Source organism: uncultured Amphritea sp. (assembly GCF_937127095.1).
Lineage (GTDB): Bacteria > Pseudomonadota > Gammaproteobacteria > Pseudomonadales > Balneatricaceae > Amphritea.
The window spans coordinates 33,380-56,235 of sequence record NZ_CAKZLP010000056.1 but is presented as its reverse complement, the minus strand read 5'-3'; the positions used below and the strand labels follow the sequence as shown (position 1 = coordinate 56,235).

23 protein-coding genes are annotated in these 22,856 nt (G+C 52.1%); 13 read left to right on the top strand and 10 right to left on the bottom strand.

Features of this window, described 5'->3' with window-relative positions; all coding sequences use genetic code 11:
• Nucleotides 1-23: 23 nt before the first annotated feature.
• Together Q0499_RS14075 and Q0499_RS14070 are read right to left on the bottom strand one after the other, a co-directional pair.
• Nucleotides 24-1,403, bottom strand: coding sequence for a TRAP transporter large permease subunit (locus Q0499_RS14075; RefSeq protein WP_299200373.1), 1,380 nt, complete (start codon nucleotides 1,401-1,403; stop codon nucleotides 24-26).
• Nucleotides 1,400-1,954 (bottom strand): TRAP transporter small permease subunit, encoded by a 555-nt coding sequence (locus tag Q0499_RS14070; protein ID WP_299200372.1) that lies wholly within the window; start codon nucleotides 1,952-1,954, stop codon nucleotides 1,400-1,402. Before Q0499_RS14070 ends, Q0499_RS14075 begins: the two co-directional genes overlap by 4 nt.
• 190 nt (nucleotides 1,955-2,144) lie before the next feature.
• Here Q0499_RS14070 and Q0499_RS14065 point away from each other — a divergent pair, with 190 nt between their 5' ends.
• The 9 genes from Q0499_RS14065 (at nucleotide 2,145) to Q0499_RS14025 (ending at nucleotide 12,663) form a co-directional block, all read left to right on the top strand.
• Nucleotides 2,145-2,741 carry a YjaG family protein gene (locus Q0499_RS14065; protein ID WP_299200371.1) on the top strand — a complete coding sequence of 199 codons (597 nt, stop codon included), beginning with the start codon at nucleotides 2,145-2,147 and terminating at the stop codon, nucleotides 2,739-2,741.
• Nucleotides 2,741-3,001 (top strand): hypothetical protein, encoded by a 261-nt coding sequence (locus Q0499_RS14060; protein ID WP_299200370.1) that lies wholly within the window; start codon nucleotides 2,741-2,743, stop codon nucleotides 2,999-3,001. The genes Q0499_RS14065 and Q0499_RS14060 overlap by 1 nt, the downstream gene beginning before the upstream one ends.
• A 16-nt stretch (nucleotides 3,002-3,017) precedes the next feature.
• Nucleotides 3,018-3,467: a hypothetical protein gene (locus Q0499_RS14055; RefSeq protein WP_299200369.1), complete on the top strand. Its 450-nt coding sequence runs from the start codon at nucleotides 3,018-3,020 to the stop codon at nucleotides 3,465-3,467.
• 622 nt (nucleotides 3,468-4,089) lie between these two features.
• Complete coding sequence (locus Q0499_RS14050) at nucleotides 4,090-4,896, top strand: response regulator (protein ID WP_299200368.1); 807 nt, start codon at nucleotides 4,090-4,092, stop codon at nucleotides 4,894-4,896.
• A gap of 57 nt (nucleotides 4,897-4,953) precedes the next feature.
• Entirely contained in the window at nucleotides 4,954-5,316 is a 363-nt protein-coding gene (locus Q0499_RS14045; protein WP_299200367.1) for a response regulator, read from the top strand.
• Nucleotides 5,317-5,329: 13 nt separating this feature from the next.
• A complete protein-coding gene (locus tag Q0499_RS14040) occupies nucleotides 5,330-5,830 on the top strand; it encodes a chemotaxis protein CheW (RefSeq protein WP_299200366.1) in 501 nt (166 codons plus the stop codon).
• Nucleotides 5,831-5,870: 40 nt separating this feature from the next.
• Nucleotides 5,871-8,009, top strand: a complete 2,139-nt coding sequence (locus Q0499_RS14035; protein WP_299200364.1) for a methyl-accepting chemotaxis protein — start codon at nucleotides 5,871-5,873, stop codon at nucleotides 8,007-8,009.
• A gap of 21 nt (nucleotides 8,010-8,030) precedes the next feature.
• Nucleotides 8,031-11,852: a response regulator gene (locus Q0499_RS14030; RefSeq protein ID WP_299200363.1), complete on the top strand. Its 3,822-nt coding sequence runs from the start codon at nucleotides 8,031-8,033 to the stop codon at nucleotides 11,850-11,852.
• A gap of 13 nt (nucleotides 11,853-11,865) precedes the next feature.
• On the top strand, nucleotides 11,866-12,663 hold the full coding sequence (locus Q0499_RS14025; RefSeq protein WP_299200362.1) for a hypothetical protein: 798 nt from the start codon (nucleotides 11,866-11,868) through the stop codon (nucleotides 12,661-12,663).
• Nucleotides 12,664-12,670: 7 nt separating this feature from the next.
• Here Q0499_RS14025 and Q0499_RS14020 read toward each other — a convergent pair whose 3' ends face one another.
• Nucleotides 12,671-13,615 carry an NADP-dependent oxidoreductase gene (locus Q0499_RS14020; RefSeq protein WP_299200361.1) on the bottom strand — a complete coding sequence of 315 codons (945 nt, stop codon included), beginning with the start codon at nucleotides 13,613-13,615 and terminating at the stop codon, nucleotides 12,671-12,673.
• 144 nt (nucleotides 13,616-13,759) lie between these two features.
• Here Q0499_RS14020 and Q0499_RS14015 point away from each other — a divergent pair, with 144 nt between their 5' ends.
• Together Q0499_RS14015 and cysZ are read left to right on the top strand one after the other, a co-directional pair.
• A complete protein-coding gene (locus Q0499_RS14015; RefSeq protein WP_299200360.1) occupies nucleotides 13,760-13,984 on the top strand; it encodes a hypothetical protein in 225 nt (74 codons plus the stop codon).
• A gap of 26 nt (nucleotides 13,985-14,010) precedes the next feature.
• The gene (gene cysZ, locus Q0499_RS14010) at nucleotides 14,011-14,805 is read left to right on the top strand and encodes a sulfate transporter CysZ (protein WP_363317802.1); all 795 of its coding nucleotides are present in this window, start codon (nucleotides 14,011-14,013) and stop codon (nucleotides 14,803-14,805) included.
• 68 nt (nucleotides 14,806-14,873) lie between these two features.
• On the opposite strand, the gene phoR is transcribed toward cysZ, so the two are convergent.
• The 4 genes from phoR to Q0499_RS13990 form a co-directional block, all read right to left on the bottom strand.
• Nucleotides 14,874-16,190, bottom strand: coding sequence for a phosphate regulon sensor histidine kinase PhoR (gene phoR / locus Q0499_RS14005; protein ID WP_299200359.1), 1,317 nt, complete (start codon nucleotides 16,188-16,190; stop codon nucleotides 14,874-14,876).
• Nucleotides 16,191-16,199: 9 nt separating this feature from the next.
• Complete coding sequence (gene phoB / locus Q0499_RS14000) at nucleotides 16,200-16,895, bottom strand: phosphate regulon transcriptional regulator PhoB (protein ID WP_299200358.1); 696 nt, start codon at nucleotides 16,893-16,895, stop codon at nucleotides 16,200-16,202.
• Nucleotides 16,896-16,999: 104 nt separating this feature from the next.
• Nucleotides 17,000-17,890, bottom strand: coding sequence for a 4-hydroxybenzoate octaprenyltransferase (ubiA, locus tag Q0499_RS13995; RefSeq protein ID WP_299200356.1), 891 nt, complete (start codon nucleotides 17,888-17,890; stop codon nucleotides 17,000-17,002).
• A 16-nt stretch (nucleotides 17,891-17,906) separates the two neighbouring features.
• A complete protein-coding gene (locus Q0499_RS13990) occupies nucleotides 17,907-18,449 on the bottom strand; it encodes a chorismate lyase (RefSeq protein WP_299200355.1) in 543 nt (180 codons plus the stop codon).
• Between the two features lie 91 nt (nucleotides 18,450-18,540).
• Between Q0499_RS13990 and Q0499_RS13985 the strand changes: the two genes are divergently transcribed.
• A complete protein-coding gene (locus Q0499_RS13985) occupies nucleotides 18,541-19,116 on the top strand; it encodes a DUF1415 domain-containing protein (RefSeq protein ID WP_299200354.1) in 576 nt (191 codons plus the stop codon).
• 15 nt (nucleotides 19,117-19,131) lie between these two features.
• Here the strand turns inward: Q0499_RS13985 and Q0499_RS13980 are convergent, their stop codons facing one another.
• Nucleotides 19,132-20,646 (bottom strand): diguanylate cyclase, encoded by a 1,515-nt coding sequence (locus Q0499_RS13980; protein ID WP_299200353.1) that lies wholly within the window; start codon nucleotides 20,644-20,646, stop codon nucleotides 19,132-19,134.
• 238 nt (nucleotides 20,647-20,884) lie between these two features.
• On the opposite strand from Q0499_RS13980, the gene Q0499_RS13975 reads away from it, so the two are divergent.
• The gene (locus Q0499_RS13975; protein WP_299200352.1) at nucleotides 20,885-21,172 is read left to right on the top strand and encodes a hypothetical protein; all 288 of its coding nucleotides are present in this window, start codon (nucleotides 20,885-20,887) and stop codon (nucleotides 21,170-21,172) included.
• 96 nt (nucleotides 21,173-21,268) lie between these two features.
• On the opposite strand, the gene phoU is transcribed toward Q0499_RS13975, so the two are convergent.
• Entirely contained in the window at nucleotides 21,269-22,003 is a 735-nt protein-coding gene (gene phoU, locus Q0499_RS13970) for a phosphate signaling complex protein PhoU (RefSeq protein ID WP_299200351.1), read from the bottom strand.
• Between the two features lie 16 nt (nucleotides 22,004-22,019).
• Complete coding sequence (pstB, locus tag Q0499_RS13965) at nucleotides 22,020-22,850, bottom strand: phosphate ABC transporter ATP-binding protein PstB (RefSeq protein ID WP_299200407.1); 831 nt, start codon at nucleotides 22,848-22,850, stop codon at nucleotides 22,020-22,022.
• Nucleotides 22,851-22,856: the final 6 nt, after the last annotated feature.

Here is a 22,856-nt window from a genome sequence, read left to right as displayed (position 1 = left end):
TTTTTTCGTTTTTGCCGTTCCGATTAACCATACACCAGATTCGGCAGCCAGGTTGCCAGTGCTGGCCACTGCGCCAAAGCCATCAGCGCCACCAGCTGAATCATAATAAACGGTATGACACCCCGATAGATCTGCATGGTAGAGATGCTTTCCGGTGCTACACCTCGCAGGTAGAACAGGGCAAAGCCAAACGGCGGCGTGAGGAACGAGGTTTGCAGGTTGAGGGCGATCATCACTCCGAGCCAGACCGGATCGAGCCCCATCGCCAGTAGAATCGGTGCAACAATCGGCACCACCACAAAGGTAATCTCGATAAAGTCGAGAAAGAAGCCCAGCAGAAAGATGATGAGCATCACTAATGCTACCGCGCCAAAGACACCGCCGGGCAGATCTGAAAGGAAGTCGCGTACCAGATCATCGCCGCCGTAACCACGGAAAACCAGCGAAAAGATCGACGCGCCGACGAGAATGATAAACACCATTGAACTAACCTGCGTTGTGGTGCGCATCACATCTTTCAGAATCGGCAGGGTGAAGCAGCGACGTGCCATTGCCAGCAGCATCGCACCCACCGCACCGACCGAAGCCGCTTCGGTTGGGGTTGCCCAGCCTCCCAGAATCGAGCCCAGTACCAGACCGACCAGAAACACCGGCGGCAGCAGCGCGAAGATTACCCGCTTAAACATGTTATCCATGGCGGCCCGCTCTTCCGGTGGGATTGCCGGCACGGTTTCCGGGTGGAAGATCGCTTTAAAAATCAGGTAAACGATATAGGCACCCACCAGCAACAAGCCTGGCAGCAGGGCACCGAGGAACAGATCGCCCACAGTCACTGTTTTGGGCGAGTAGATGCCCTGATCTAGCTGAGCCTGCTGGTATGCAGAGGAGATAACATCACCAAGTAATACCAGCACAATGGAGGGGGGAATAATCTGCCCCAGGGTTCCTGAAGCGCAGATGACGCCGGTAGCGACCTTGGGGTCATAACCCCGGCGCAGCATGGTGGGTAGTGATAGCAGCCCCATGGTGACCACCGTCGCGCCGACGATACCGGTACTTGCCGCTAGCAGCATACCGACCACGGTAACCGAGATGCCTAAACCGCCCCGGATAGGGCCAAACAGGGCGGCCATGGTGTCCAGCAACTCTTCTGCTACTTTTGATTTTTCCAGCATCACCCCCATAAAGACAAACAGGGGGACGGCGATCAGGACGGAGTTATTCATGATGCCAAACAGGCGGTTGGGCACCGCTTCAAGGAAACTGGCCTCAAAGTGACCGGTCATGATGCCGATGGCGGCAAAAATAAGGCCGGTACCCGCCAGCGAAAAGGCGACAGAATATCCCAGCAACAGAATAAAAATGGCTCCCGCAAACAGCAGTAGGGGTAACAATTCGATCATAACGGGTGCTCCTGAATATCGACTTCAGTCAGATGTGCCTGTCCGGTCAGCACCAGAATATTGCGCAGCAGCTCAGCAATACCCTGCAACATCATCAGCGCCGGCATCAGCAACAGCGAAGTCTTGAGCAGATAAAGTGCTTCAATACCGCCCGCTTCCTGAGAGCCTTCCATGGTGTGCCATGAGAAGCGCACATATTCCCAGGAGACCCAGAAGATAAATAGCGACACGGGAAGCAGCAGAAAGAGGGTGCCGAGGATATTAATCACCGCTTTGCCCCGTTCACCCAGCGGCCGATAGAAAATATCCACGCGCACATGGCCGTCATGCTTGAGGGTGTAGCCCGCCCCGAGCAGAAAGACGAAGCTATGCATATAGATGACTGATTCCTGCAGCTGGATATTGCCGATATTGAGGACATAACGCATCACAACGACAACAAAGGTAACCAGCACCATCAGCAGCGTTAGCCAGGCAATACTGCGCCCGGTCCATTCGCTGAAACTGTCCAGTCCCCTAACGACCATCGCGATAGGATTCTTGTTATTCATGTTTTAATTCCGATAAGAGCTTACTTTGCGGTTTGAGTATACAGTAAAAAAGCGTATTGAATCAGCGGATTAATACAGTGGATTTGAGTTTACATAGCGGCTGGAGCGTTGTCGGCAAATCGTGCATAACTGCTGCAAAATGATTCCTGCGATGTACAATAGGGGCAAATACAGTCTGGGAGTTTATCTGATGTCACAATGGTCACTGGAAAATGAGCTGAAAGCACTCGACGGCTGGCAACTGAGTGCCTTCTCTGTGGCGGTGACAGAGCGCATGTTTCCCAACTTTGCGCTGTTTTCAACGCTGCTTGAGTTTGGTGATCGTAATCAGGTGCGCAGTATTCTGGATGGTGTCTGGAACAAGCTGGGCAATACCGGTGCGAAAATGAATTTTGAGGTCCAGCAGGTCAATGTTGAGGAGAATATGCCGGATCTCGAAGCGTTTGATATGTATGGTGCTTCACCCGCGCTGGATGCGATGGTGGCACTGTACTCCACCATTAACTGTCTGCTGGAACCTAACCATACCGAGGCCGCTAATATCGGTAATCTGTCGCTGGAGTGTGTTGCTACCTTCATCGAAGTCACCGCTGATGCGGATATCTCGGATGAGGAGTTGCTGCATTACATTGCTCATCACGAGATGATGCTGCAGGAAGAAAGTTTTCAGGAAGAGGTGATCAGCCGGCTGAAGGGGATGAAGAGTGCCAGTGCTTCAGCTATCGGTGAGTTGAAACGGCTGGCTGCAAATGAAGGCGTGAGTAATATCGGGGTTAGTGAAGCGTAATGTTGCGACTCGGTTTGTTACTGCTGATACTGCCCGGCGTGGCATTGATGGGGGTGTTCTGGTCAGAACAGAGCCTGGTGAACGAGTGTCTTTCAGCGAGAGGCTCATTTAACTACAGTGCAGCGCTCTGCGATATGGAACGATCCCATCCATTTATCCCGTTTGCTGTGCGTTACCCTTTGTTTGTCAATCTGACGATGCTAGCCTCTGTCGCTGGCTTCTGTTGTTGTCTCTTCGGGCTTTATGTCCGGAGGCGTTAAAGAAAAGGATTTTAGGATGATGCGACGTTTTTGGCTGGGGCTGTTGCTGGCGATTATTGTGGGTGTTTTCTTCACCTGGTTGAACGCGCCTGAGTGGCTGGAAAACTGGAATGAAGAGAATAAGGTGCTGGTGGAACAACAGCGCCAGGAAGGGGTCACTGCCGGTCAGCAAACCGATCAGAGCGGTTGCCTTGCGGCGGCCCTGCAGCGGGTGGAGAGCTGTAAGGGTTCAGAGTATCGCTGTACGGTTGATGGTGGCACTTTCTTTAAAGCCTGCTGGGAAAACAGTCAGGCTTCAGCCGGTCTGTGTGACACCATTCCTCCCTATCATGAAAGCGCCACTGAAGATGACAAAGCCTGGGTTAAAGAACGTTGCACAGAGCTGGGTCTGTTGGCTAAAGGGTGCCGGTTGATTATGCGTCAGCAGCAACAGTTGTGTAGTGCGACTCAGGGCGCTGATGAATAATTCCAGATAGAATCGGCGACAAAGTCCCCAATTTGGGTATCCTTTTAAAGCTTGGATTCATGTCTCAGATCATTGACTTCAGGCGCGGGCTGTTTTCTGTCTAGCGCTTGATTTCTATGTGATCCTTTCTTATGCAGACCCTCGATTACTCAATTGACAGCAACCTCTTAACGGCTTTTATCTGTTCCTCTTGCCCTGTTCGGGGCTTGTCAATATTCTGCTTTCCCCGTAATTTGATACGATTGTTTGAACCGAACCTTTTTGGGTTGGCTTAACGAGATTAAAAGCACTGTTTACAGAGAATAAATACAATAAACGTACGTTGGTCTGGCTCTTCTTTGCATCTTTAATTAAGACCTTAAAGTCTTAAGTGTTTAGGAGCCTCATTTTGAAACGTGTAGAGTTAGTAAGCGACCTTTGTGTAGATCCTGGCGCTTATTACAGCCGCAATAGTGTTGGTCTTTATCTGTTTAAAGATTCTGCAATACTATCAGCGGTATTCTCCTCTGCTCTTTCTTTTATACGATTGTGTATTTATCGCTTTTTTTGATCAGCAGGTCCTGTTTTTATAGCTATCAGCCTTACGTGGCTGAGCAGGCATTGTGATTTATCAGGAAATCCCATGAATATTGGAACCTTAGGTTTTCCCGCGGATCAGCAGCAAAAGCTGTCACGGATACTCGAGCTATCGAGAAATCAACGCTATGAACTGGTGGCATTTGATCCTCAGATGCCACCGGATCTGCTGTTGTTGTTCGGCGCTGAAACACTTGCAGACCCGTCACTTGAGCAGCTGTCGGCGGGTTATCGCTCACGCATCATTCAGGTGAGTAAAGATGCCCCGGCAGACGGTAGTCTGGGGCATATCCGCTATCCGCTGGTTTCTTCCCGGGTCATCCGCACGCTGGATGAGATGACCTCTGAAAATGAACATCCGGATGAGCAAGAACTGCAGGCCGCTGCAGCCGCTGCTGAACAAAGGTTCAGTAAATATGAGGCGATTACGGTTGGGGATGAGCTACAGATCGATCAGGAAACCTACCGGGTGCTGGTGGTAGACGATAATCTCGCGATGCAGCAGGCACTGGCGCTGCAGTTACAAAAGCTACCGTCAACGGTGGAGCTGGCCTACGCAGAGAGTGGTGAACAGGCTCTGGATAAAGTCAAAGCGGAACGTTTCGATTTTATTTTTCTGGATGTGATGATGCCCGGTATAGATGGTTTTGAAACCTGCTCACGGATGCGGGAGATCCAGGATCTGAAGAAAACGCCGATTATTATGCTAACCTCGAAAACGTCTCCGCTTGATGAGGTTAAAGGGATTATGGCGGGGTGTTCTACCTATCTGACCAAACCAATCGAACCGGTTGAGTTTCAAAAGGTCATCAGCAGAGTGTCTGCCTGGGTTAATGAGTTTAAACGGGCCTGAGCATAAGTCTTGCCCGCGATTGAGAGTCTGGTAATTAAAATAGGGTATGGAGCGGTAATGAGTAAGAAAATTCTGGTTGTTGAGGATGATCCCGTACAGCAACAACATATTTGTAATGTACTGAGTAGTGTTGATGCTGAGATTATCCTTGCCGCTAATGGTCAGCAAGGGGTTGCCCTGGCACTTACAGAAAAGCCGGACCTTATTCTAATGGATGTGGTGATGCCTGAGGTCGATGGATTTTCCGCCTGTCGACAGATTACCACGGGTGAAGAGACCCGGGAGATTCCGGTGGTGATCGTTTCCAGTAAAAATCAGGAAGCGGATAAAGTCTGGGCTCAGCTGCAGGGCGCAAAAGCGATGCTTGCCAAGCCCTTTTCTGATCAGGAACTGCTGGATCAGGTAAAAGCATTTGTCTGAGGAAGGGTGATCAATGGAACAGCCGCCAATCAGTGTGGATAACGTTAATCCGCCAGTGGATATATATGATCTGCGGCATGGGTTTCGGGTGGGCTTTTTGCAGTTATTACTGCCCGCGCAAACCCGATCTGAGTTGCTGCGCTGCGAACACTTTTGCGCCATTCCTGAAACGCCGGATTGGTTTGTCGGGTTTATTAATCATCGTGGCGATGCGGTGCCGGTGTATGACCTGGCAGCATCGTTAGGATTGGGTCTTACCGATCCAAAACGGGGATGGTTATTACTTCTGGATGCGCAACCGGCAACCGCCGCGGTGTTGTTGCAGGATACGCCTCAGGGCATCACAAATCCGAGTGTTGCGGGTGACGCTCAGCCGCGGCCTGATCTGCTGGAAGGGATCTGTAGTGGCCAGTATCACTACCATAACTCCCTCTGGTTTGAGTTTGATCACCGGGCCTATTTTTCCAGACAGAAGCAACGTTTTATCAAGACAAATTCAGCTATTCCGGCCTGACACGTCGGTTTAAGTAGTTATTGAAACAGGAATATAACGTATGAGTTCATTCAGGCAGATAAACACCGAAAACGAACGCCAGGGGTGGGAGTTCCGCAATATACGGATGCCGTTCAAGTTTGCGATTGCCGGTGCTTTGATGGTGATAGGACTCATCTTTATGGGGGCCTCCTATTACCAGACCATCGTCATCGATGAGCAAGCCAAGGAACGTACTCAACAGGTGAATACGTTCTTGCTATTGGTGGATAAGATTAGGGCGAGCATAACTCAGGCCCGGTATTACGAGAAAAGCTTTCAGACTAACAATGATCTGATGCAATTAATGCAGTTTAACGGTGCGATGGCCAACGTAGACAAAGGGCTTCTTGAGCTGCAGCAGTATTTGCCCAGTGCCGATGCTCAGGAACGGGTGTTGTCGATGCAGTCAATTATCGACGATTATCAGGATGCCTTTTATGACGCGTCTGAGGCGGCCATAACCTCGGGCCTGAGTACTTCCCAGGGGCTTTCCGGTGAGATGAGGGCGCTGTTGGCCAGCACAAGAGCAACAGTGACCGCCACGCGTGATGAGACTCTGCGGCGTGAGTTCGAAACACTGAGTGCTGACATCAATGAATATATTTTCAGCCGCGGTCAGTATCCCAAAGATGCTATTGTGCAACAGCTTGAGCCGTTGCTGAGAGGGTTGGAAACTGCTGTCGCTGATAAGGTGCCGCAAAGACGAAATATTCTGGCTAAGGCTATTGAGATTAAACAACTTTTCGCGGATCTGTCTTACAGTCTTGAGCGCAGAGAGGGACAGTTTCGTCTGTTATCCGCGATAGTTGTAGCACTGGACCCACATATTATCCGCATCATTAAACTAGCCGATAAGCAGAAGTCGGAGAACAGTGCCCTGCAGGCAGACGAAACGCTGACGATGGTAACTTACTTCTTTATCTCGATGGCGCTGATGATTGTGGCGATGGCTGTGGGTCTGTCAATTATCAAGTATGGAGTAGTCGACCCGGTTAATAAGTTGCAAGACACCGTTAGCCGCGTACGGGATGGCGATGCTGATGCGCGTAGTCAACTGGAGTCCCGCGATGAACTCGGACAGTTTGGCCTGGTTCTGGATACTTTGCTGGATGAGAAGGAGGTGGCGCTGCAGGCAAAAGAGCAGGAGAACCGCCAGCTTAACAGTTCAATTATTGAGCTGATTAAGAGTGTATTTCAGATTAGTCAGCGCGACCTTACCGTTCGGGTTCCGGTTGCAGAAGATGTCACCGGTGCGATCGCTGACTCAATCAACCAGCTGACAACATCGATTGTGACGGTACTGAATGATGTAAACGCGGTATCTCTGCGGGTTAATAATGCATCTGCACAGATGAAGTCGCAGTCTGAAACGGTACTCACCTACGCTAGCCGGGAGCAGGAGGAAGTGGTGGAAACCCTTCAGGGACTGGACTCAGCAATCAAAGCGATGGAGTTGATCTCTAAACTGGCAGTGCTGACCAATAATGCCTCGCAGAAGGCGATTAAAACCTCAGAAACAGCAATGAGTTCGGTATCCCAGACAATTGAGAGTATCAACAAAATTCGCCAGACGATTCATGAAGCGGAAAAACGGATTAAGCGTCTGGGCGAACGTTCTCAGGAGATCGGCGGGATTGTAAATCTGATCAACAACATCTCCGAACGTACCCATGTGCTGTCTCTGAATGCGAGTATGCATGCAGCTTCTGCCGGTGAGGCCGGGCGTGGTCTTATGGTGGTGGTAGATGAAGTACAGCGTCTGGCGGAAAACTCCCGCGAAGCGACCTCCGAGATCGAATCCCTGGTAAACAATATTCAGCTGGAGACCGCCGATACTATCAACGTTATGAACACCGTAATCAGCGACGTAGTCGAGGGCACCCGTCTGGCAGAGGAAGCGGGTGAGCGGATGAGTGAAACCCGGTCGACCACTCAGACACTGGTTGAATCGGTGGTGCGGATCGCACAGAACTCAGCCAAACAGGCTCGTGTGGCCAAAGATCTGCGGGTGCGGGCAGGTAAAATTGATGAGTCAAGCCTGGCAACCAACAAAGAGATGCAGCAGCAGTCTGAACTCTCTGATGAGCTGGTGAGTGCTGCGCAGGAGCTGCAGCAGTCTGTCAGTGTATTCAAGCTGGCGGCCCCGGCTGTATCCTGAATAACCTGACAGGCAGATAGCATGATTCGTGAAAGTATCACCGCCGCAGAGCAGTTTCTGTCTTTACTAAAGCAACAGATCGGCTCTCAGCCGAATGTTGATGAATTGATTGAGGCGCTGCAGCAGCTGGTTGACCCCTTCAGTGAAGCCGAACTGTTGGGCATTGCCGATGGCTTAGCGCTGTTTGCAGAACAGCTTGAACATCTGAGTCAGATAGAAGAGCCTGCTGAACAGAAGGTCTTGCTGGTGGATTTTCATAAGGCACTGGATGATCTGATTCATAACCCGGTACCCGGTATATGGCAGTATCTGCTGGCCTGTCTGAGTGACAGCCACTGGCCTGAAGCGCTCACCGCTGAGGACTGTGAATTTCTGGCAGAACTGTTGGAGCAGGACTGTCTGAAGCTGAAGGCCTGCATCGGAGTGACGGATGCAGCTGAAGCGGTAGCCGTTTCTCCTGAGATAGCTGATGAGCCATGGTTATCGGAGATTAACCCGCTGACCACTGGCTGGGGTGAGTTTCTAAGCGGCTTGGCTGACGTTGATACCGAGACTGGGGTGGGCTTGCTGCACCAACTGGTGGAAGATGCGGGCGAGGCTGAGTACAGCGGTTTTGCCGATCTGTTTGCGCTGCTGGCAGAGCAGTGGGAGTCGGAGGCGGATAATCCGCAGCGGACAGCACTACATCAGCAGGCGATAGGCTTGCTTACAGCCCCACGTCCAGCGTCGGTTGAGTCGCTGCTGCTACTGATGAGCGATCAGTGCTGGCAGGAGCCTCTGCCGGAAGATGACCGGGCCTTTTTACAACAGTTGTTGTTGGATGATCTGCTAAGGATGAATCTGGCCAGCCAGAGCGTAGCCGATGAAAACAGCCTCTCCCGGTCAGAGCCTGTCTCGCCACCAGAATTTGAAATAGAACCGCCAGCGCTGACGGCTCAACAACCCACAGAGCCGTTACCCTCTTTCTGTCAGGTTGAGCTTGAACAGTTGCAACAACCGGCACCGCATCTGGACCCCGCGGTGTTGACGATGCTGACCGGATCATTACAGCAACTGGAACAGCTCTGGCAGTCAACCGTTGGTGGCGATGCCGTGGCTATTGAGCTGCTGTTGAATAGGTCACAAAAGCTGATAGACCCGGTGATCCGCGCGATGCAGACCGTGCATCTGTCAGGGGCGGCGGATATTGTCCAGGGCATCAGCGTTAATCTTGACTGGTTACAGCGTTATCCGGCGCAATTACAACCGCAAATGTTACTGCAGATCAGTGCGTTGCTGAGTGATCTGATCAACTATCTGGATGATATTAACGACAGCAGCCGACAGCAGGTGCTGCTTGACCAGCTTGAAGCGCTGGAGCTGCCCGCGAGTCCGACCGAGGAACAGATTAGCTATATTGGTGGGTTGCTGGCGATGGCGCTGCTACAGTCTGCCCAGAGCATTGAGCAGGAGCGGGCAAATGCGGCTGATATTCAGCTGAGTATTGCTGACGATATGGACCCTCAGCTGCTGGACATGTTGTTTAATGAGCTGCCGGTGTTATCAGAACAGTTGTCAGAGCAGCTCCAGCGGGTATCCGATAGCCACAGCCTGGATGCGATACGGGAGGCGCAACGCGCCGCCCACACCATTAAAGGGCTGGCGAATATGGCCGGTATTGTGGGCATCGCTAACCTGACCCACCGACTTGAAGATATCCTCGAGCTGTATACCGAGACGGGGCAGTCTCCGGCGAAACCCCTGTGTGATGATCTGACCGCGATAACCGATACCCTGGCGATGATGTGTGAGGCGGTGATCAATCAGTCAGCATCACCGGATAACGCTCTGGCAATGTTGCAGTTGTTGATGGACTGGCATTATCGCCTGCGCAGTCAGGGGCTGGAACAGTATGAGGCGGAGTGTTCTGATAGTTTACTTCAGTCATCCACAGCGCTTACGCAACCCTCAGAGACCTATGCTGCTCTTGATGAACCCACTCAGGAGCCAGCAGAGCTTCCGGCTCAGGAATTACCTGACAATCCTAGTCACGAACAGACGCTTTTCCGGGTGCCTCAGGTAACCCTTGATACACTGATGCGTCTGGCCGGTGAAGGCACGACCCTGAACACCCAGCTGCATGAACAGATCACGCAGCTGCGCAGTTATGTACGTCTCAGCCGCGATCGCCAGCGGGTATTGCAGCGGATTATGTTTGAACTGGAGCAACAGCTGCACGAGCAGTTTACCCTGCAGCCCGCTAATGATGTCGGGCATAGCTTCGATCCGCTGGAGATGGATCGCTATAACGAAATGCACACCAGTATGTCCCGCCTGCAGGAAGCGGCGGCGGATATTCAGGAGGTAGAGCAGCTGATGGATCGGCATATTCGTCGCACCGGTGAGCTGCATATAACGCAGACAGGGATTCAGAAAGAGACGCTGGAGCGGGTGCTGAGTACCCGTCTGGTCGAAGTGAAATCAATCACGCCGCGATTACACCGTGTCGTGCGCCAGGCGTGTCGTAGTACTGCAAAACAGGCGGAGCTGGTTATTCACGGGGAGTCAGTGCGGGTCGATAGTCACATCCTTAGTCAGCTGACCGACCCGCTGATGCATATCATTCGAAATGCGATTGACCATGGTCTGGAAACACCGGAACATCGGCTTGCTCAGGGTAAAACTGCGCAGGGACAGATTGTGTTGCGCTTCTCGCTGGATCGGGATCAGGTCAGAGTTGACTGCAGTGATGATGGCTGCGGTATTGATACTGACCGGATTCGAGAGGTGGCTATCCAGCGAGGCCTGGTCGATGTGGATGTTCAGTTAACTAAACAGGAAGCGGAGCGGCTGATTCTGATTCCAGGGTTCTCCACCCGGGAAGAGATCAGTCAGCTGTCTGGTCGTGGTATCGGCATGGATGTTGTGCATCAGCAGATCATGCGCTTGCAGGGTGTCCTCGATATCCGCTCTGAGACCGGCAAGGGCACCACCTTTGAATTGTCGATGCCGTCCAGCTCGCTGATGATTAAAACACTTCTGGTGCGAGCAGGCCGGGCGATCTATGCCCTCGCAAATCATGGCTTGGAACAAACGCTGATCTCTCTGGATGGTCGATTACTCGAAACCGCTGACGGAATGCAGTTTGAATATCGCGGAGAACAGTTTCGGGCCTATGGCCTGGAAGCGCTGCTCGGTGAGCACGGGACACCGTACCAAGCGGGCGAGGTTCACCCGGTGTTGCTGGTGAACCTGGGACAGGGGGAAAAGGTCGCGGTCATGGTGCGCGAAGTGATCGCTCACCGGGAGCTGGCTTTTAAGCAAATGGGCGATTATCTGCCCGATCTTCCGGGAATACCCGGATTAACCATTCTGGCCAATGGCGATACCGCGGCGGTCATCGATCTGCCCGCCAGAATCCGTTATAAGTCTGCTAGTCAGCAGAGCCTGTTTAATCCGCAGCTGTTGCAGAGTGATCTGAGCCTGCCGAAACTGCTGGTGGTGGACGACTCTGTCAGTGCCAGGGCCTCTTTGTCAAACCTGCTGCGGGATACCGGCTATGATGTCAGCACCGCAATCGATGGACTGGATGCCATGAATCAGATGCGCAAAAAACGCCCGGATCTGGTGCTTACCGATCTGGAAATGCCACGCATGGGTGGTATGGAACTGACCAGTATGATTCGTGGCCGGGAAGGGATGAATGATATCCCGGTGCTGATGATTACTTCGAGAACGACACAGCGTCATCGTGAAGAAGCAGAACAATCCGGTGTTAGTGTTTTTCTGACGAAACCCTGGACGGAAAACGCACTGCTGGATCATGTGCAAACTCTGTTACAAACAACCCATCAAACAGCCTGAAGACAGTATTGATATGAATACGAAAACAATCATCCAAGCATCACTTTCGACACTACTCATCACACTCTGTCTGACGGGATTAGCCCGGGCGGCAGATATTCAGTCCCAGGCCGCTGCGATCAGTATCGCTGCCGAACAGCGGACCCTGACACAGGTGATGTTAAAAAATTATCTGCTGTCAGGCCTGGGTATCCGCGCCCGTAAAGCAGATCAGGAGCTGGCTGGCGCGTTGCAGCAGTTCACCGCGCAGCAACAGCAGCTGGTTGGTTTTGTAACCGACGCACAAGTGCAGCAACAGTTAGCCCTGATGAGTGAAAGCTGGAAAACAGTACAGCAGCAGTACCGTCAAACACCCAATAAGCAGCGTTTTAAAACGCTTTATTCTGGCAATGAAGCGCTCCTGAGTCAGGGAGATGTGATGCTGAATAAAGTTGTTCAGTCTAAAGCGGATGATAGCGCTCAACCGTTGTCACTACTGGGTCAGCAGGAGCTGCTGTGTCAGCAGTTGGTTGTTATCTACGCGATGACCGCCTGGGGCGTCGCGTCAGAGGCTGATCTATCCTATGACGCTATCTCTGCGGATCTGCTGAAAAACATGGCTCTGTTGCAGGCGTTGCCGCAGAACACCGCTGAAATTAATGACCAGCTACAGCGGCTCAGTAACACCCTGGAGCAGACACTTGAAGTGTCTAAAGCCCGCCCCGGTGCGTTACTGCCTGCACTGGTAGACCGCTCCGTGGTTAAAGCTGTTCTGCAACTGCAACAGTTACGCTCAGAGTACCTCTCTCTGGCAGGGGCAAATAACGCTTAGTGGGTGATTACCCCGGTTGATTGAACGTCAGAATCAGTTTGCCGCAGACATGGCCGCTCTGGCTCAGTGCAAAAGCTTCAGCGGCTTTTTCCAGGGGAAATGTCTCGCCGATATGCAGTTTCAGATGCTCATCGGCGACCAGCTCCCCTATCTTCTTCAGCTGCTCAGCTGACGGCTCACAGAGAATCGGTTCAACCCGGCGTCGCTGAGCGGCACCCGCTGCGATTACCTGTTCCTTCGTGACCGAGGGGAGGGTGACCAGCACGCCCTCAGGTTTGAGACAGGGAAGGGCACCGATACCGGTTTCACCGCCAACACAATCGATAATCAGGTCCATGCTGTTGGTATATTCATTGAGGCTCTGATTACGGTAATCGATCGCATGCTGGCAGCCCAGGTCTGCGAGAAACTCATGGTTGTGAACCGAGGCAGTACCGGTAACATGGGCGCCCGCCCATTTGGCCAGCTGCACCGCTAAATGGCCCACTCCGCCTGCGGCACCCAGCACCAGCACCTGCTGACCCGCTTGCAGAGCACCTTTGTCAAATACCGCTTGCCAGGCGGTCAGACTTGCAGTCGCCAGGCCGCCTGCCATGGTCAGATCAACCGCATCCGGTAAGCGGGCGATCTGCTCTGCCGGAGCAGCAATATATTCCGCGTAGCAACCCGCTGGTTGGGGAAAGCGGATCATCCCGAAGACAGCCTCATCCACTTTAAAATCGGTATCGCCGGGGTCTGCGATGACGCCGGAAAACTCCCAGCCAGGAATAAACGGAAATTCGCTGATGAAACCACTGGCGCCACCGCCAGAACAGGTTTTCCAGTCAATCGGATTAACCCCGACAGCGGTGGTTTTTACCAGAACTTCTCCAGTATTCAGCTGAGGTCTGGGTTGTTTTTTGTAATTTAGCTCTTCAAGACCGCCAAACTGATGTATTGATATCGCATGCATAGGAGACTCCGGTGAATAACTGAAGAAGATAAATTGCAGGAAGTAATTTTATATTCACATAAAGTTATAGGCTAAACCAGCCACTAATGCCGATTATTTCTGTTAATCTTAGCCCTCTGAAATGTAACTTACGGTGATAAAAAAATGACTCTGGCGGTAGCTGAACAGCTGATAATGATGGTCGGACTTGGTGTGTTTCTGGCGTCACTGATACTCTATGTGGTGAGAACCAGCGATTTAAAATCGATACTGGTATTCTGGCAGGCCACGATAACCTTTACCAAACGGGAATTTTTGATTAACCGTATAGGCCTGTCGATGATGTTAGTGGCGGTGATTGTGCGTTTTTATAACCATTTTTTCGCCTGATGCAGATGCTTTAATCTATTGAGGACATGATGAAAGGAAATCCGTTACGCGGCGCAAACTATTTTTTGCGTGGTCTGGCGATGTTGCCAGAAAAGGGAATCCGGCACTTTGTGATAGTGCCACTGCTAATTAATATTTTTCTGTTTACCGGGGCTATCTGGTTGCTGTTTGAACAGATGGGTTACTGGATCGACTACCTTCTCAGTTCAATACTTCCGGACTGGAAATGGCTGGATTTTTTGCGTTATCTCCTCTGGCCGCTGGTGGCTGGGTTAGTACTGGTTTCGGTGTATTACAGTTTCAGTGTGGTCGCCAACATTATCGCCGCTCCGTTCAACGGTATCCTGTCAGAGAAAGTAGAGCAGCGCCTGCGGGGTGTAACGATAACGGATTCCGGCTGGAAGGAGATTCTGGCACTGATCCCCCGCACGGTCGCCCGGGAGATCGCTAAGCTGCTCTACTATCTGCCCCGTTTACTGTTTCTGCTGATTCTGACCTTTATTCCGGTGCTGGGGATGGTGGCGCCGATCCTGCTACTTCTGTTTGGTTGCTGGATGATGGCGATCCAGTACTGTGATTATCCTATGGATAATAACAAGGTCAGCTTCCGGGCGATGAAGGATTCCCTTAAGCAGCGCCGACTGACCTCGGTCGGCTTTGGCGGACTGATCTCATTCGGTATGATGATTCCGCTGTTAAATCTGCTGATCATGCCTGCAGGCGTAGTGGGCGCGACGATTTTCTGGGTTGAGGAATACACCGACGGGAGTGAGATTGATCTGACCGCAGGCAGTGGTCGCGAGCGTCTGGAGCATAAGTGAGCGGGACGTTTCAATACACAGCGCTATTAATCAGCTGAATAAAACGCACCGGGTTCGGGTGCGTTTTGTTATGACTGTTGTGCCTGTTCCCGGACCGTCGCCGGAATCACCAGCTCATTGGGAAAATGGCAGGTGAAAGTGCTGCCTTTACCCGGCTGGCTGCTGATGGTTAGCTTGCCACCATGCCGCAGCATCACGTGTTTTACAATTGCCAGTCCCAGACCGGTGCCGCCACTGTCGGATGAGCGGCTCTCATCCACCCGGTAGAAACGTTCCTGTAAACGGGGCAGATGGATGCTATCGATGCCCGGGCCGTCATCTTTGACGGCGAAATGGCCACCCTCTTTATCGGACCACCAGCGGAGCTTAATATTGCCTCCGGCGGGCGTGTAACGTACCGCATTAAACACCAGGTTGGAGATAGCGCTATAGACCTCTGACTCCTGTCCCAGTAATGAAGTAGACTCTTCCAGATCGAGTTCTATGGCCTGATTTTTTTCCTGCCCCAACACCAGACCATCCTCGCGGATGCGGGCGATCATCGAATGGATCGGTACCGGCAGTTCATCGGAGACATGGGCGCTGGTTTCCAGACGGGACAGTAGCAGCAGGTCTGAAACCAGGTTTTCCATCCGTCGTGACTGGCTCTCCATCTGACTCAGGCCTCTTAGCAGCGGACGAGGCAGCTCCTGATCGAGAAAGGTCTCAAGATAGCCGCGGATTACGGTCAGGGGCGTACGCAGCTCGTGAGAGGCGTTGGCGACGAAATCCTGACGGGTCTGCTCCAGTTGTTTCAGGCGGGTGATATCCCGGGCGACCAGAATCCGGTCACCGGCACCAAAACGGGTGATACGGTATTCGAGAACGGTATCTTTCTGCACTGGCGAGGTGAGTTGCAGTGGGTCATCGTAGAGGTTTTTGCGATAGTAGCGGACAAAGCGCGGATCACGCAGCAGGTTCATTACCGAGCGGCCTCGATCGGTCTGGGTTTTCATCCCCAGTAGTTTTTCTGCGGCCCGGTTCCACCACTCCAGATGGTTCTGAGCATCAATGATGACGATGGCATCGCTGAGTGCGGCAGAGGATTGCTGAAACCGGTGGATTACATTGCGCAGGGCCTGAGTCCGTTGCACCTGGCGCCGCTGATCTCTGGAGATCTCATCAAACAGTTCACCCCAGTAGCCGTTACTTTCCGGAACATCGGTATGATCTTCGCGCATCAGCCACTGCTGTAAACGGTTGAACTGCTTAACCTGATACAGACCCCAGAATAACAATGCAACGGCCAGCGTCCAGCCTGGATAACCGAGAATAAACCCCAGAAACAGACTGGCAGCCACTGTTAGCAGCAGGTTGCCGGCTATCGTATGGCTGGAGTTGTACATAGGTTAGGCTCAGGCGACCTGAGACGAGAAACGGTAACCGGTACCACGAACCGTCTGGATAAGATAATCGTGGCGGTCTCCCAGTGCTTTTCGCAGACGACGGATATGCACGTCAACCGTACGCTCTTCGACGTAGACGTTGCCACCCCAAACCAGGTCTAGCAGCTGACTACGGGTGTAGGCGCGATCCTGATGGGTCATGAAAAATTGCAACAGGCGGAACTCAGTAGGGCCCAGCTCCAGCGGTTTCAGTTCTGAACTGACGCGGTGAGAAACCGGGTCCAGGGTCAGGCCGTCAACGGTGATCGGCTCTTCAACCCCTTTGGGTGTGGTACGACGCAGCACGGTCTTCAGGCGGGCAACCAGCTCCCGGGGGGAGAACGGCTTGGTGATATAGTCATCAATACCGGTTTCCAGACCCTGAATTTTATTATCTTCATCGGTTTTGGCGGTCAGCATGATGATCGGGATGTCAGAGGTCATTTCGTCTTTACGCAGACGGCGCGCAAATTCGATACCACTGATGCCAGGCATCATCCAGTCGAGCAGAACCATATCCGGTTTGCAATCAACGATCATTGGATGTGCAGCCTGAGCGGAATCAGCCTCCATACAATCGTATCCAGCCATTTCGAGTGCAACAGCGATCATCTCGCGAATCGGAGCCTCGTCGTCAACAATCAGAACGCGTTTACCCGACGTCATGACCAATCACCTCATCTATTCATTCTATGTATTAAGACGGTCATATTAGATTATGAAACTGTTACAGAAATATGACAAAGTATCCTCTGTCAGGCTATTTGTCATCAAGTTGTCAGATAATGGAGAAATAAGCCGATAAAAACCGCCATTCCCGCGTAATTGTTGTTTAGAAAAGCGGTGAAACAGGCCTCCCGCTGACGCGCTCTGATCAGGTATTGCTGGTAGACAAAAAAACCGCCCATACCCAGCAGACCCAGATAGAACCAGAACGAAAGACCCAGATCGATACCCACCATAATGAAAATTGCCAGGGTGATCAGTTGCAGCAGGCCGATAATCGCTTTATCCATGTCGCCAAACAGCACCGCGGTGGATTTCACACCGATACGGATATCATCGTCCCGGTCGACCATGGCGTACATGGTGTCATAGATGATGATCCAGAGGATTGAACCTATATAGATCAGCCAGGCGATCTTTGGCACCTCATTCAGGGTGGCACTGAAAGCCATCGGTATCGCCCAGGAAAATGCCATCCCGAGTACAACCTGAGGCAGATGGGTATAGCGTTTCATAAAGGGGTAACAGGCCGCCAGTGCCACGGCAACGACGGACAGCCAGATCGTCAGTTGATTGGTGAACAGTACCAGCACGAATGAGGCGGCCAGCAGCCCACCAAACAGTATCAGCGTCTCCTTAGCGGAAATTCTGCCGGACGGCAGGGGGCGTTGGGCGGTTCGCTTAACATGACCATCAATGTTGCGATCAGCATAATCGTTAATCACGCACCCGGCGGAGCGCATCAGGAATGTTCCCAGCACAAAGATAATAAGTAAACTGACCGACGGGATACCATCGGCGGCAATCCATAAGGACCAAAGCGCAGGCCAGAGCAGCAGGTAGGTCCCGATTGGTTTACTGACCCGCATCAGTTCACCACAGGCTTTGAGCTTCTGTTGCCAGGCGGGGCTGATTTTGAGAGTACCCAGTTGCATAGTTAACGGCCTATATTCATTTTTTGCGGTAGTTTACCTGTTGCAGGGCTGGCAGGAAAACCTCGGCTACCAGCAGTGGTTTATTCGCCAGGTAGAATAGTGAGCGTCGGGCCCAGGCGGTGTCACCACTGCTTAGCTGTAGTCGACTCACCTGCAGAGGGCCGCGCTTCATGGTGGGATCGCGAAACAGCACGGTCCCCAATGAACGGCAACCCAGGCCGTTCAGCTGGCGTTGTTTGCCGGTCAGTGTCGATGCGGGGATGATGGTTCGGGCAAACACCCAGGGCTGATCATTGCCGATTAACCGGACCTCACGGATGAGGACACGCTGTCGTGGTGAAATGTTCAGTGCCATCGCCTCAGAGCGGCTGGCGCAAACCCACTGCTGGCGGACAACCTCAACTCTGAAGTGACCTTTGCTGGCGTGCACCAGGTGTTGAGTCAGCGAGCCTCTGTCGAGTAACCATCTACGCCAGTTACGTGGCGCATCGGTGGCTGCAGGGCGTCTGAGGGTATACCAGCGGGTATTAAAGCTGTTGCGGGTCAGAGCGGCAGGCACAATAATATCTCAGCAAAAAAACTGCCCGTATAGTACCCTACCGGGAGTTAAAAGTATCGGTTTCAGACCGTTCAGAATCAGGTAGAACGTCATGGCTAAAACACAACAGCACTATTCCTCAGAGCAGGTGGAAAAGATCACCCGGCAGTGGGTTGAAACAATGGTGGTGGGATTAAATCTTTGTCCATTTGCCGCACCGGTAGTGAAAGATAACTCGCTGCGCTATGCGGTGACTGAGGCGCAGGAGAGCGAGTCGCTGGTAGCGGCTTTTCTCGCCGAGATTGAGCTGATTCAGGCGGCTAGCGAAACGGATATCTCTACGACCCTGTTTATTGTGCCGGTCGGGCTGGAAGATTTTTATGATTACCTGGACCATCTGCGTCTGTTTGAAGAGCTGCTGGTTGAGTCAGGCCTGGATGGTGTGCTGCAGCTGGCCAGCTTCCATCCGGGCTATCTGTTTGCCGGGGTTCCTGAGGATGATCTGAGCCATTGGAGCAATCGCACACCCTGGCCGGCCTTTCATATTATCAGGGAGGCGGAGATGGGTCGTGCGCTGGCCCACTACGCAAATCCCGAGCAGATTCCTGAGCGCAATATTAAATTGCTACGGGAGTTAGGGCGGGAGGGGTTGATAGAACGTTTTCCTCCCTTTGCGGATTACTGCTAAAAGGCATGACTAACCCTAAGCGCTAAACAGTTCGACCCGGTTGCGCCCCTTGTGCTTGGCCTTATAGAGCGCGCTATCGGCTTCCTGAAGCAGCTGTCGGGGTGAGGCATCCCGGTTGGCGGGCAGTGCTGTGGCAACGCCCAGGCTGGCCGAGACCGGCTTGTTGTCGAACGCCGGGGCGTGTGCAATCGCTAACCCTGTAATGCGTTGACGAATGTTTTCCGCCAGTGTCCGCGCCCCCTCCTGATTGGTTTCTGGCAGCAATATGACAAACTCCTCTCCACCATAGCGACACACCAGGTCCTGAGCTCTGCGGGCCGATTCATGGATAGTCGCGGCTATCTGTTGTAAACAGCTATCGCCCTCAAGATGGCCAAAGTTGTCGTTAAAGGCTTTAAAGTTGTCTATATCCAGCAGGATGATAGAGATGGGTTGTCGTGATCTCTGGCCTCTGCGCCATTCGGTTTCAAAGCATCGCTCAAATTCCCGACGGTTATACACCTGGGTGAGTGCATCGATGCTGGCGGCTTTTGACAGCAGATCGTGGGCACTTTTAAGTTGTAACAGGATGTTGATCCGTGCCCGGATAATGACCGGGTCCCGTGTCTGTATGAGGTAATCGGAGATCCCCAGGTCGTAGAGTTCTGCTTCTTCTGAGTCACTGATAGGCTGACCGATGACGGCGATCGGCACCCGTTTTTCACGGATAAGATGAGAGATCGCCCGGCAAATATCATTCAGGTCCCGGTGTTGCCCTGAATTGTTCAGCAGTATCAGGTCAGGGCAGCGTTCCTGCGATAGCAGCATATCATGGAGCGCTTGCATCGATTGAGGCAGAAGAATATTGCTTTCATTTCTCAGTGTTGAAAGCACCCCCCAGATCTCAGTGATTTTTTCATCACCGTATATCGCGATCGTCATCTGGCTCTGTTGACGGGTGTTGCTGGTCAGCTCCTGGTTAATCTCAGCGCCCTGGAGAAAGTCGAGGACGGCTTGCTGATTCAGAAAGCCTGCCAGACGACGGCCGTCTTTAGCCTGAATTACCGGCGTTTGCAAACCGAAATGGCTGGCTTCCCACTCGTTTTGACGGCACAGAAGGGTCTCTTCACAGGCGTTGTCGATATCCAGTTCAGTGGGTAGCCCTGCTTCTTCAAGGGCATCATAAATCACCGCCGGGGAGGAGACATCTTTGCCTTTAATCCACAGCGCCCGGTAAAGCGTGCGCAGAAAAGATGCCGCACGCTCGGGGTCGATCAGTTGCGCGGCTGTAATACAGAGGGAGGGGAACATGCTATCGCCCAGCGTCCGGGGCAGGGCAATGGTAATATCCTGAGCCCGGTTACGAATATTGAATATATCATTGGCCAGTTCGGCCATATTTTCTGCACTGCCCTGATATGAACTGGATATGGCATCATGCTCTACCATTCGCCAATCCACCCTGTGCATAAGATTCTGATTGCATAACATTTCGTGCAATGCATAGCTGAAAGGGCAATTGATGTCACCATAGACTACATATTCAGCCATAGAGATTCCTGTTGTATGACGTCTGATTTCCATTTGAGTGAAATAGCTATCGGCAGAGTTCGTCAGGATCTGAACAATTTGTGAGTTTTCTTGTAAATCACCAAATACGTAGTACAACACCCTTTTTAATTGCGTTAATATTGATCTATAGCATATAGAGCTGGAATGGTTTGCGTGGTCTTATGCTAGCGATTTGAGTTGTAGGCTGAATTAAACGCAATCAATACAGGGTGGAAGCGTGCCAGTTGATCTAAAGAGGCAGCCCCAGGGAAAGCTGGGGGATCGGAGTAATAAACTACATAAAGCGGGTGAAGCAGTCTGTGATATGAAAGGTGATTTCTGGGATCTTGACGGAGTTTTTCTGCTCTCAATGAAACAGATTTCGCCGGGTTGGTGTGGCGGGGAGCTTCCTGCGGATATCATGGATGAGTTGAAAAATACCGGCCGATATCAGGCGCATGGTCTGCAGCTTACTGCTCAGCCAGTCAGTGGCGGAAAGATCGCCCTGCGTATAGCAAACTTTTGAGACATCTCTTATCAACAGTCTTGCATCAGGTTCTTCTTTAAGTACGACAAAAAAAGGCAGCTTTTCAGCTGCCTTTTTAATAAGTGGTAGAAGCGCTTATTTTTTCTGCTCGACTTCGCGGACAGTACGCTTAATATCTTTCAGGCTACTATGGCGAACGTCTGTGCCACTAACCAGATAGATCAGGTGCTCGGCCATATTTCGCGCATGGTCTCCAATCCGCTCCAGTCCACGCAGTATCCACATAACATTCATGATACTGGTGATATAACGCGGATCTTCCATCATGTAGGTCATCAGTGAGCGCATCGCGGTGCGATACTCTGAATCCACCTCTTTGTCCTGCTTCGCCACCTTATATGCCATCTCAGCATCACTGCGGGCAAACGCCGTGAGGCAGTTTTGCAGCATATCGCGCACCAGATTACCAATATGGCGAACTTCCTGATAACCCCGGACGTTCTTGCCATCATTGGCCAGCTCAATCGCATAGCGGCAAATACGGCTGGTTTCATCGCCGATTCGTTCCAGATCACTGGTGGCTTTGCTGACCGAGATAATCAGGCGCAGGTCGGCTGCCGCAGGCTGGCGACGGGCGATGATCAGTGTGCACTGCTCATCAATCATCATCTCCATATCATTGATTGCCTGGTCGCTTTTGCGTGCCTGTTCAGCCTGTTCAGTATCACCGTTAACCAGTGCATCGACAGCGTCGCTGAGCTGTCGTTCAACGAGGCCACCCATGGTTAGTAGTTCAGTGCGGATCTGCTCCAGCTCTTCATTAAAGCTCTGGGAGATGTGGTTGCTGTGACGGTCCTGTTCGTAACTCACTGTGATTCTCCCCTAATTAACCGTAACGACCGGTGATGTAGTCTTCTGTTTGCTTCTTTTCCGGGTTGGTGAACAGATGGTCTGTTACGCCAAACTCGATCAGATCGCCCATGTACATAAATGCAGTGTAGTCGGAAACCCGGGCCGCTTGTTGCATATTGTGGGTTACGATGACGATAGTAAAATCTCTTTTTAGCTCATTAATCAGCTCTTCGATCTTCAGTGTGGAGATCGGGTCCAGGGCTGATGCCGGTTCATCCAGTAGGAGTACTTCCGGCTTAACCGCGATAGTACGGGCGATAACCAGACGCTGCTGCTGACCACCGGACATCCCCAGTGCGCTCTCGTGCAGACGGTCTTTAACCTCATCCCACAGCGCTGCAGACTTCAGTGCCCACTCAACGGTTTCGTCGATGGTACGCTTTTTATTGATCCCCTGAATACGCAGACCATAGGCAACGTTTTCATAGATGCTTTTCGGGAACGGGTTGGGCTTCTGGAACACCATGCCGACACGGCGGCGCAGGTCCGCGACATCGACACCGCGTTCATAAATGTTCTGGCCATACAGCGCCATTTGTCCCTCAATACGGCAGCTGTCAACCAGATCGTTCATCCGGTTAAAACAGCGCAGCAAGGTGGATTTACCGCAACCGGACGGGCCGATGAAGGCGGTAACCCGGTTTTTCGGGATATCCATGGTGACGCCATGCAGCGCACGCTTCTCGCCATAATAGAGCTGGAGATCACGTACTGTCAGGGCAATGGTTTCATCTTCAAGTCGCAGACTCTGGTTCTGGCGCTGAAGAGCGGAAATATCGATTGAATGGGTCTTAGTAGCTTCCATAGTCAT

Coding starts and splice junctions, on each gene's coding strand:
- Q0499_RS14075 (WP_299200373.1), bottom strand. CDS start 1,403: ATGATCGAATTGTTACCCCTACTGCTGTTTGCGGGAGCCATTTTTATT.
- Q0499_RS14070 (WP_299200372.1), bottom strand. CDS start 1,954: ATGAATAACAAGAATCCTATCGCGATGGTCGTTAGGGGACTGGACAGT.
- Q0499_RS14065 (WP_299200371.1), top strand. CDS start 2,145: ATGTCACAATGGTCACTGGAAAATGAGCTGAAAGCACTCGACGGCTGG.
- Q0499_RS14060 (WP_299200370.1), top strand. CDS start 2,741: ATGTTGCGACTCGGTTTGTTACTGCTGATACTGCCCGGCGTGGCATTG.
- Q0499_RS14055 (WP_299200369.1), top strand. CDS start 3,018: ATGATGCGACGTTTTTGGCTGGGGCTGTTGCTGGCGATTATTGTGGGT.
- Q0499_RS14050 (WP_299200368.1), top strand. CDS start 4,090: ATGAATATTGGAACCTTAGGTTTTCCCGCGGATCAGCAGCAAAAGCTG.
- Q0499_RS14045 (WP_299200367.1), top strand. CDS start 4,954: ATGAGTAAGAAAATTCTGGTTGTTGAGGATGATCCCGTACAGCAACAA.
- Q0499_RS14040 (WP_299200366.1), top strand. CDS start 5,330: ATGGAACAGCCGCCAATCAGTGTGGATAACGTTAATCCGCCAGTGGAT.
- Q0499_RS14035 (WP_299200364.1), top strand. CDS start 5,871: ATGAGTTCATTCAGGCAGATAAACACCGAAAACGAACGCCAGGGGTGG.
- Q0499_RS14030 (WP_299200363.1), top strand. CDS start 8,031: ATGATTCGTGAAAGTATCACCGCCGCAGAGCAGTTTCTGTCTTTACTA.
- Q0499_RS14025 (WP_299200362.1), top strand. CDS start 11,866: ATGAATACGAAAACAATCATCCAAGCATCACTTTCGACACTACTCATC.
- Q0499_RS14020 (WP_299200361.1), bottom strand. CDS start 13,615: ATGCATGCGATATCAATACATCAGTTTGGCGGTCTTGAAGAGCTAAAT.
- Q0499_RS14015 (WP_299200360.1), top strand. CDS start 13,760: ATGACTCTGGCGGTAGCTGAACAGCTGATAATGATGGTCGGACTTGGT.
- cysZ (WP_363317802.1), top strand. CDS start 14,011: ATGATGAAAGGAAATCCGTTACGCGGCGCAAACTATTTTTTGCGTGGT.
- phoR (WP_299200359.1), bottom strand. CDS start 16,190: ATGTACAACTCCAGCCATACGATAGCCGGCAACCTGCTGCTAACAGTG.
- phoB (WP_299200358.1), bottom strand. CDS start 16,895: ATGACGTCGGGTAAACGCGTTCTGATTGTTGACGACGAGGCTCCGATT.
- ubiA (WP_299200356.1), bottom strand. CDS start 17,890: ATGCAACTGGGTACTCTCAAAATCAGCCCCGCCTGGCAACAGAAGCTC.
- Q0499_RS13985 (WP_299200354.1), top strand. CDS start 18,541: ATGGCTAAAACACAACAGCACTATTCCTCAGAGCAGGTGGAAAAGATC.
- Q0499_RS13980 (WP_299200353.1), bottom strand. CDS start 20,646: ATGGCTGAATATGTAGTCTATGGTGACATCAATTGCCCTTTCAGCTAT.
- pstB (WP_299200407.1), bottom strand. CDS start 22,850: ATGGAAGCTACTAAGACCCATTCAATCGATATTTCCGCTCTTCAGCGC.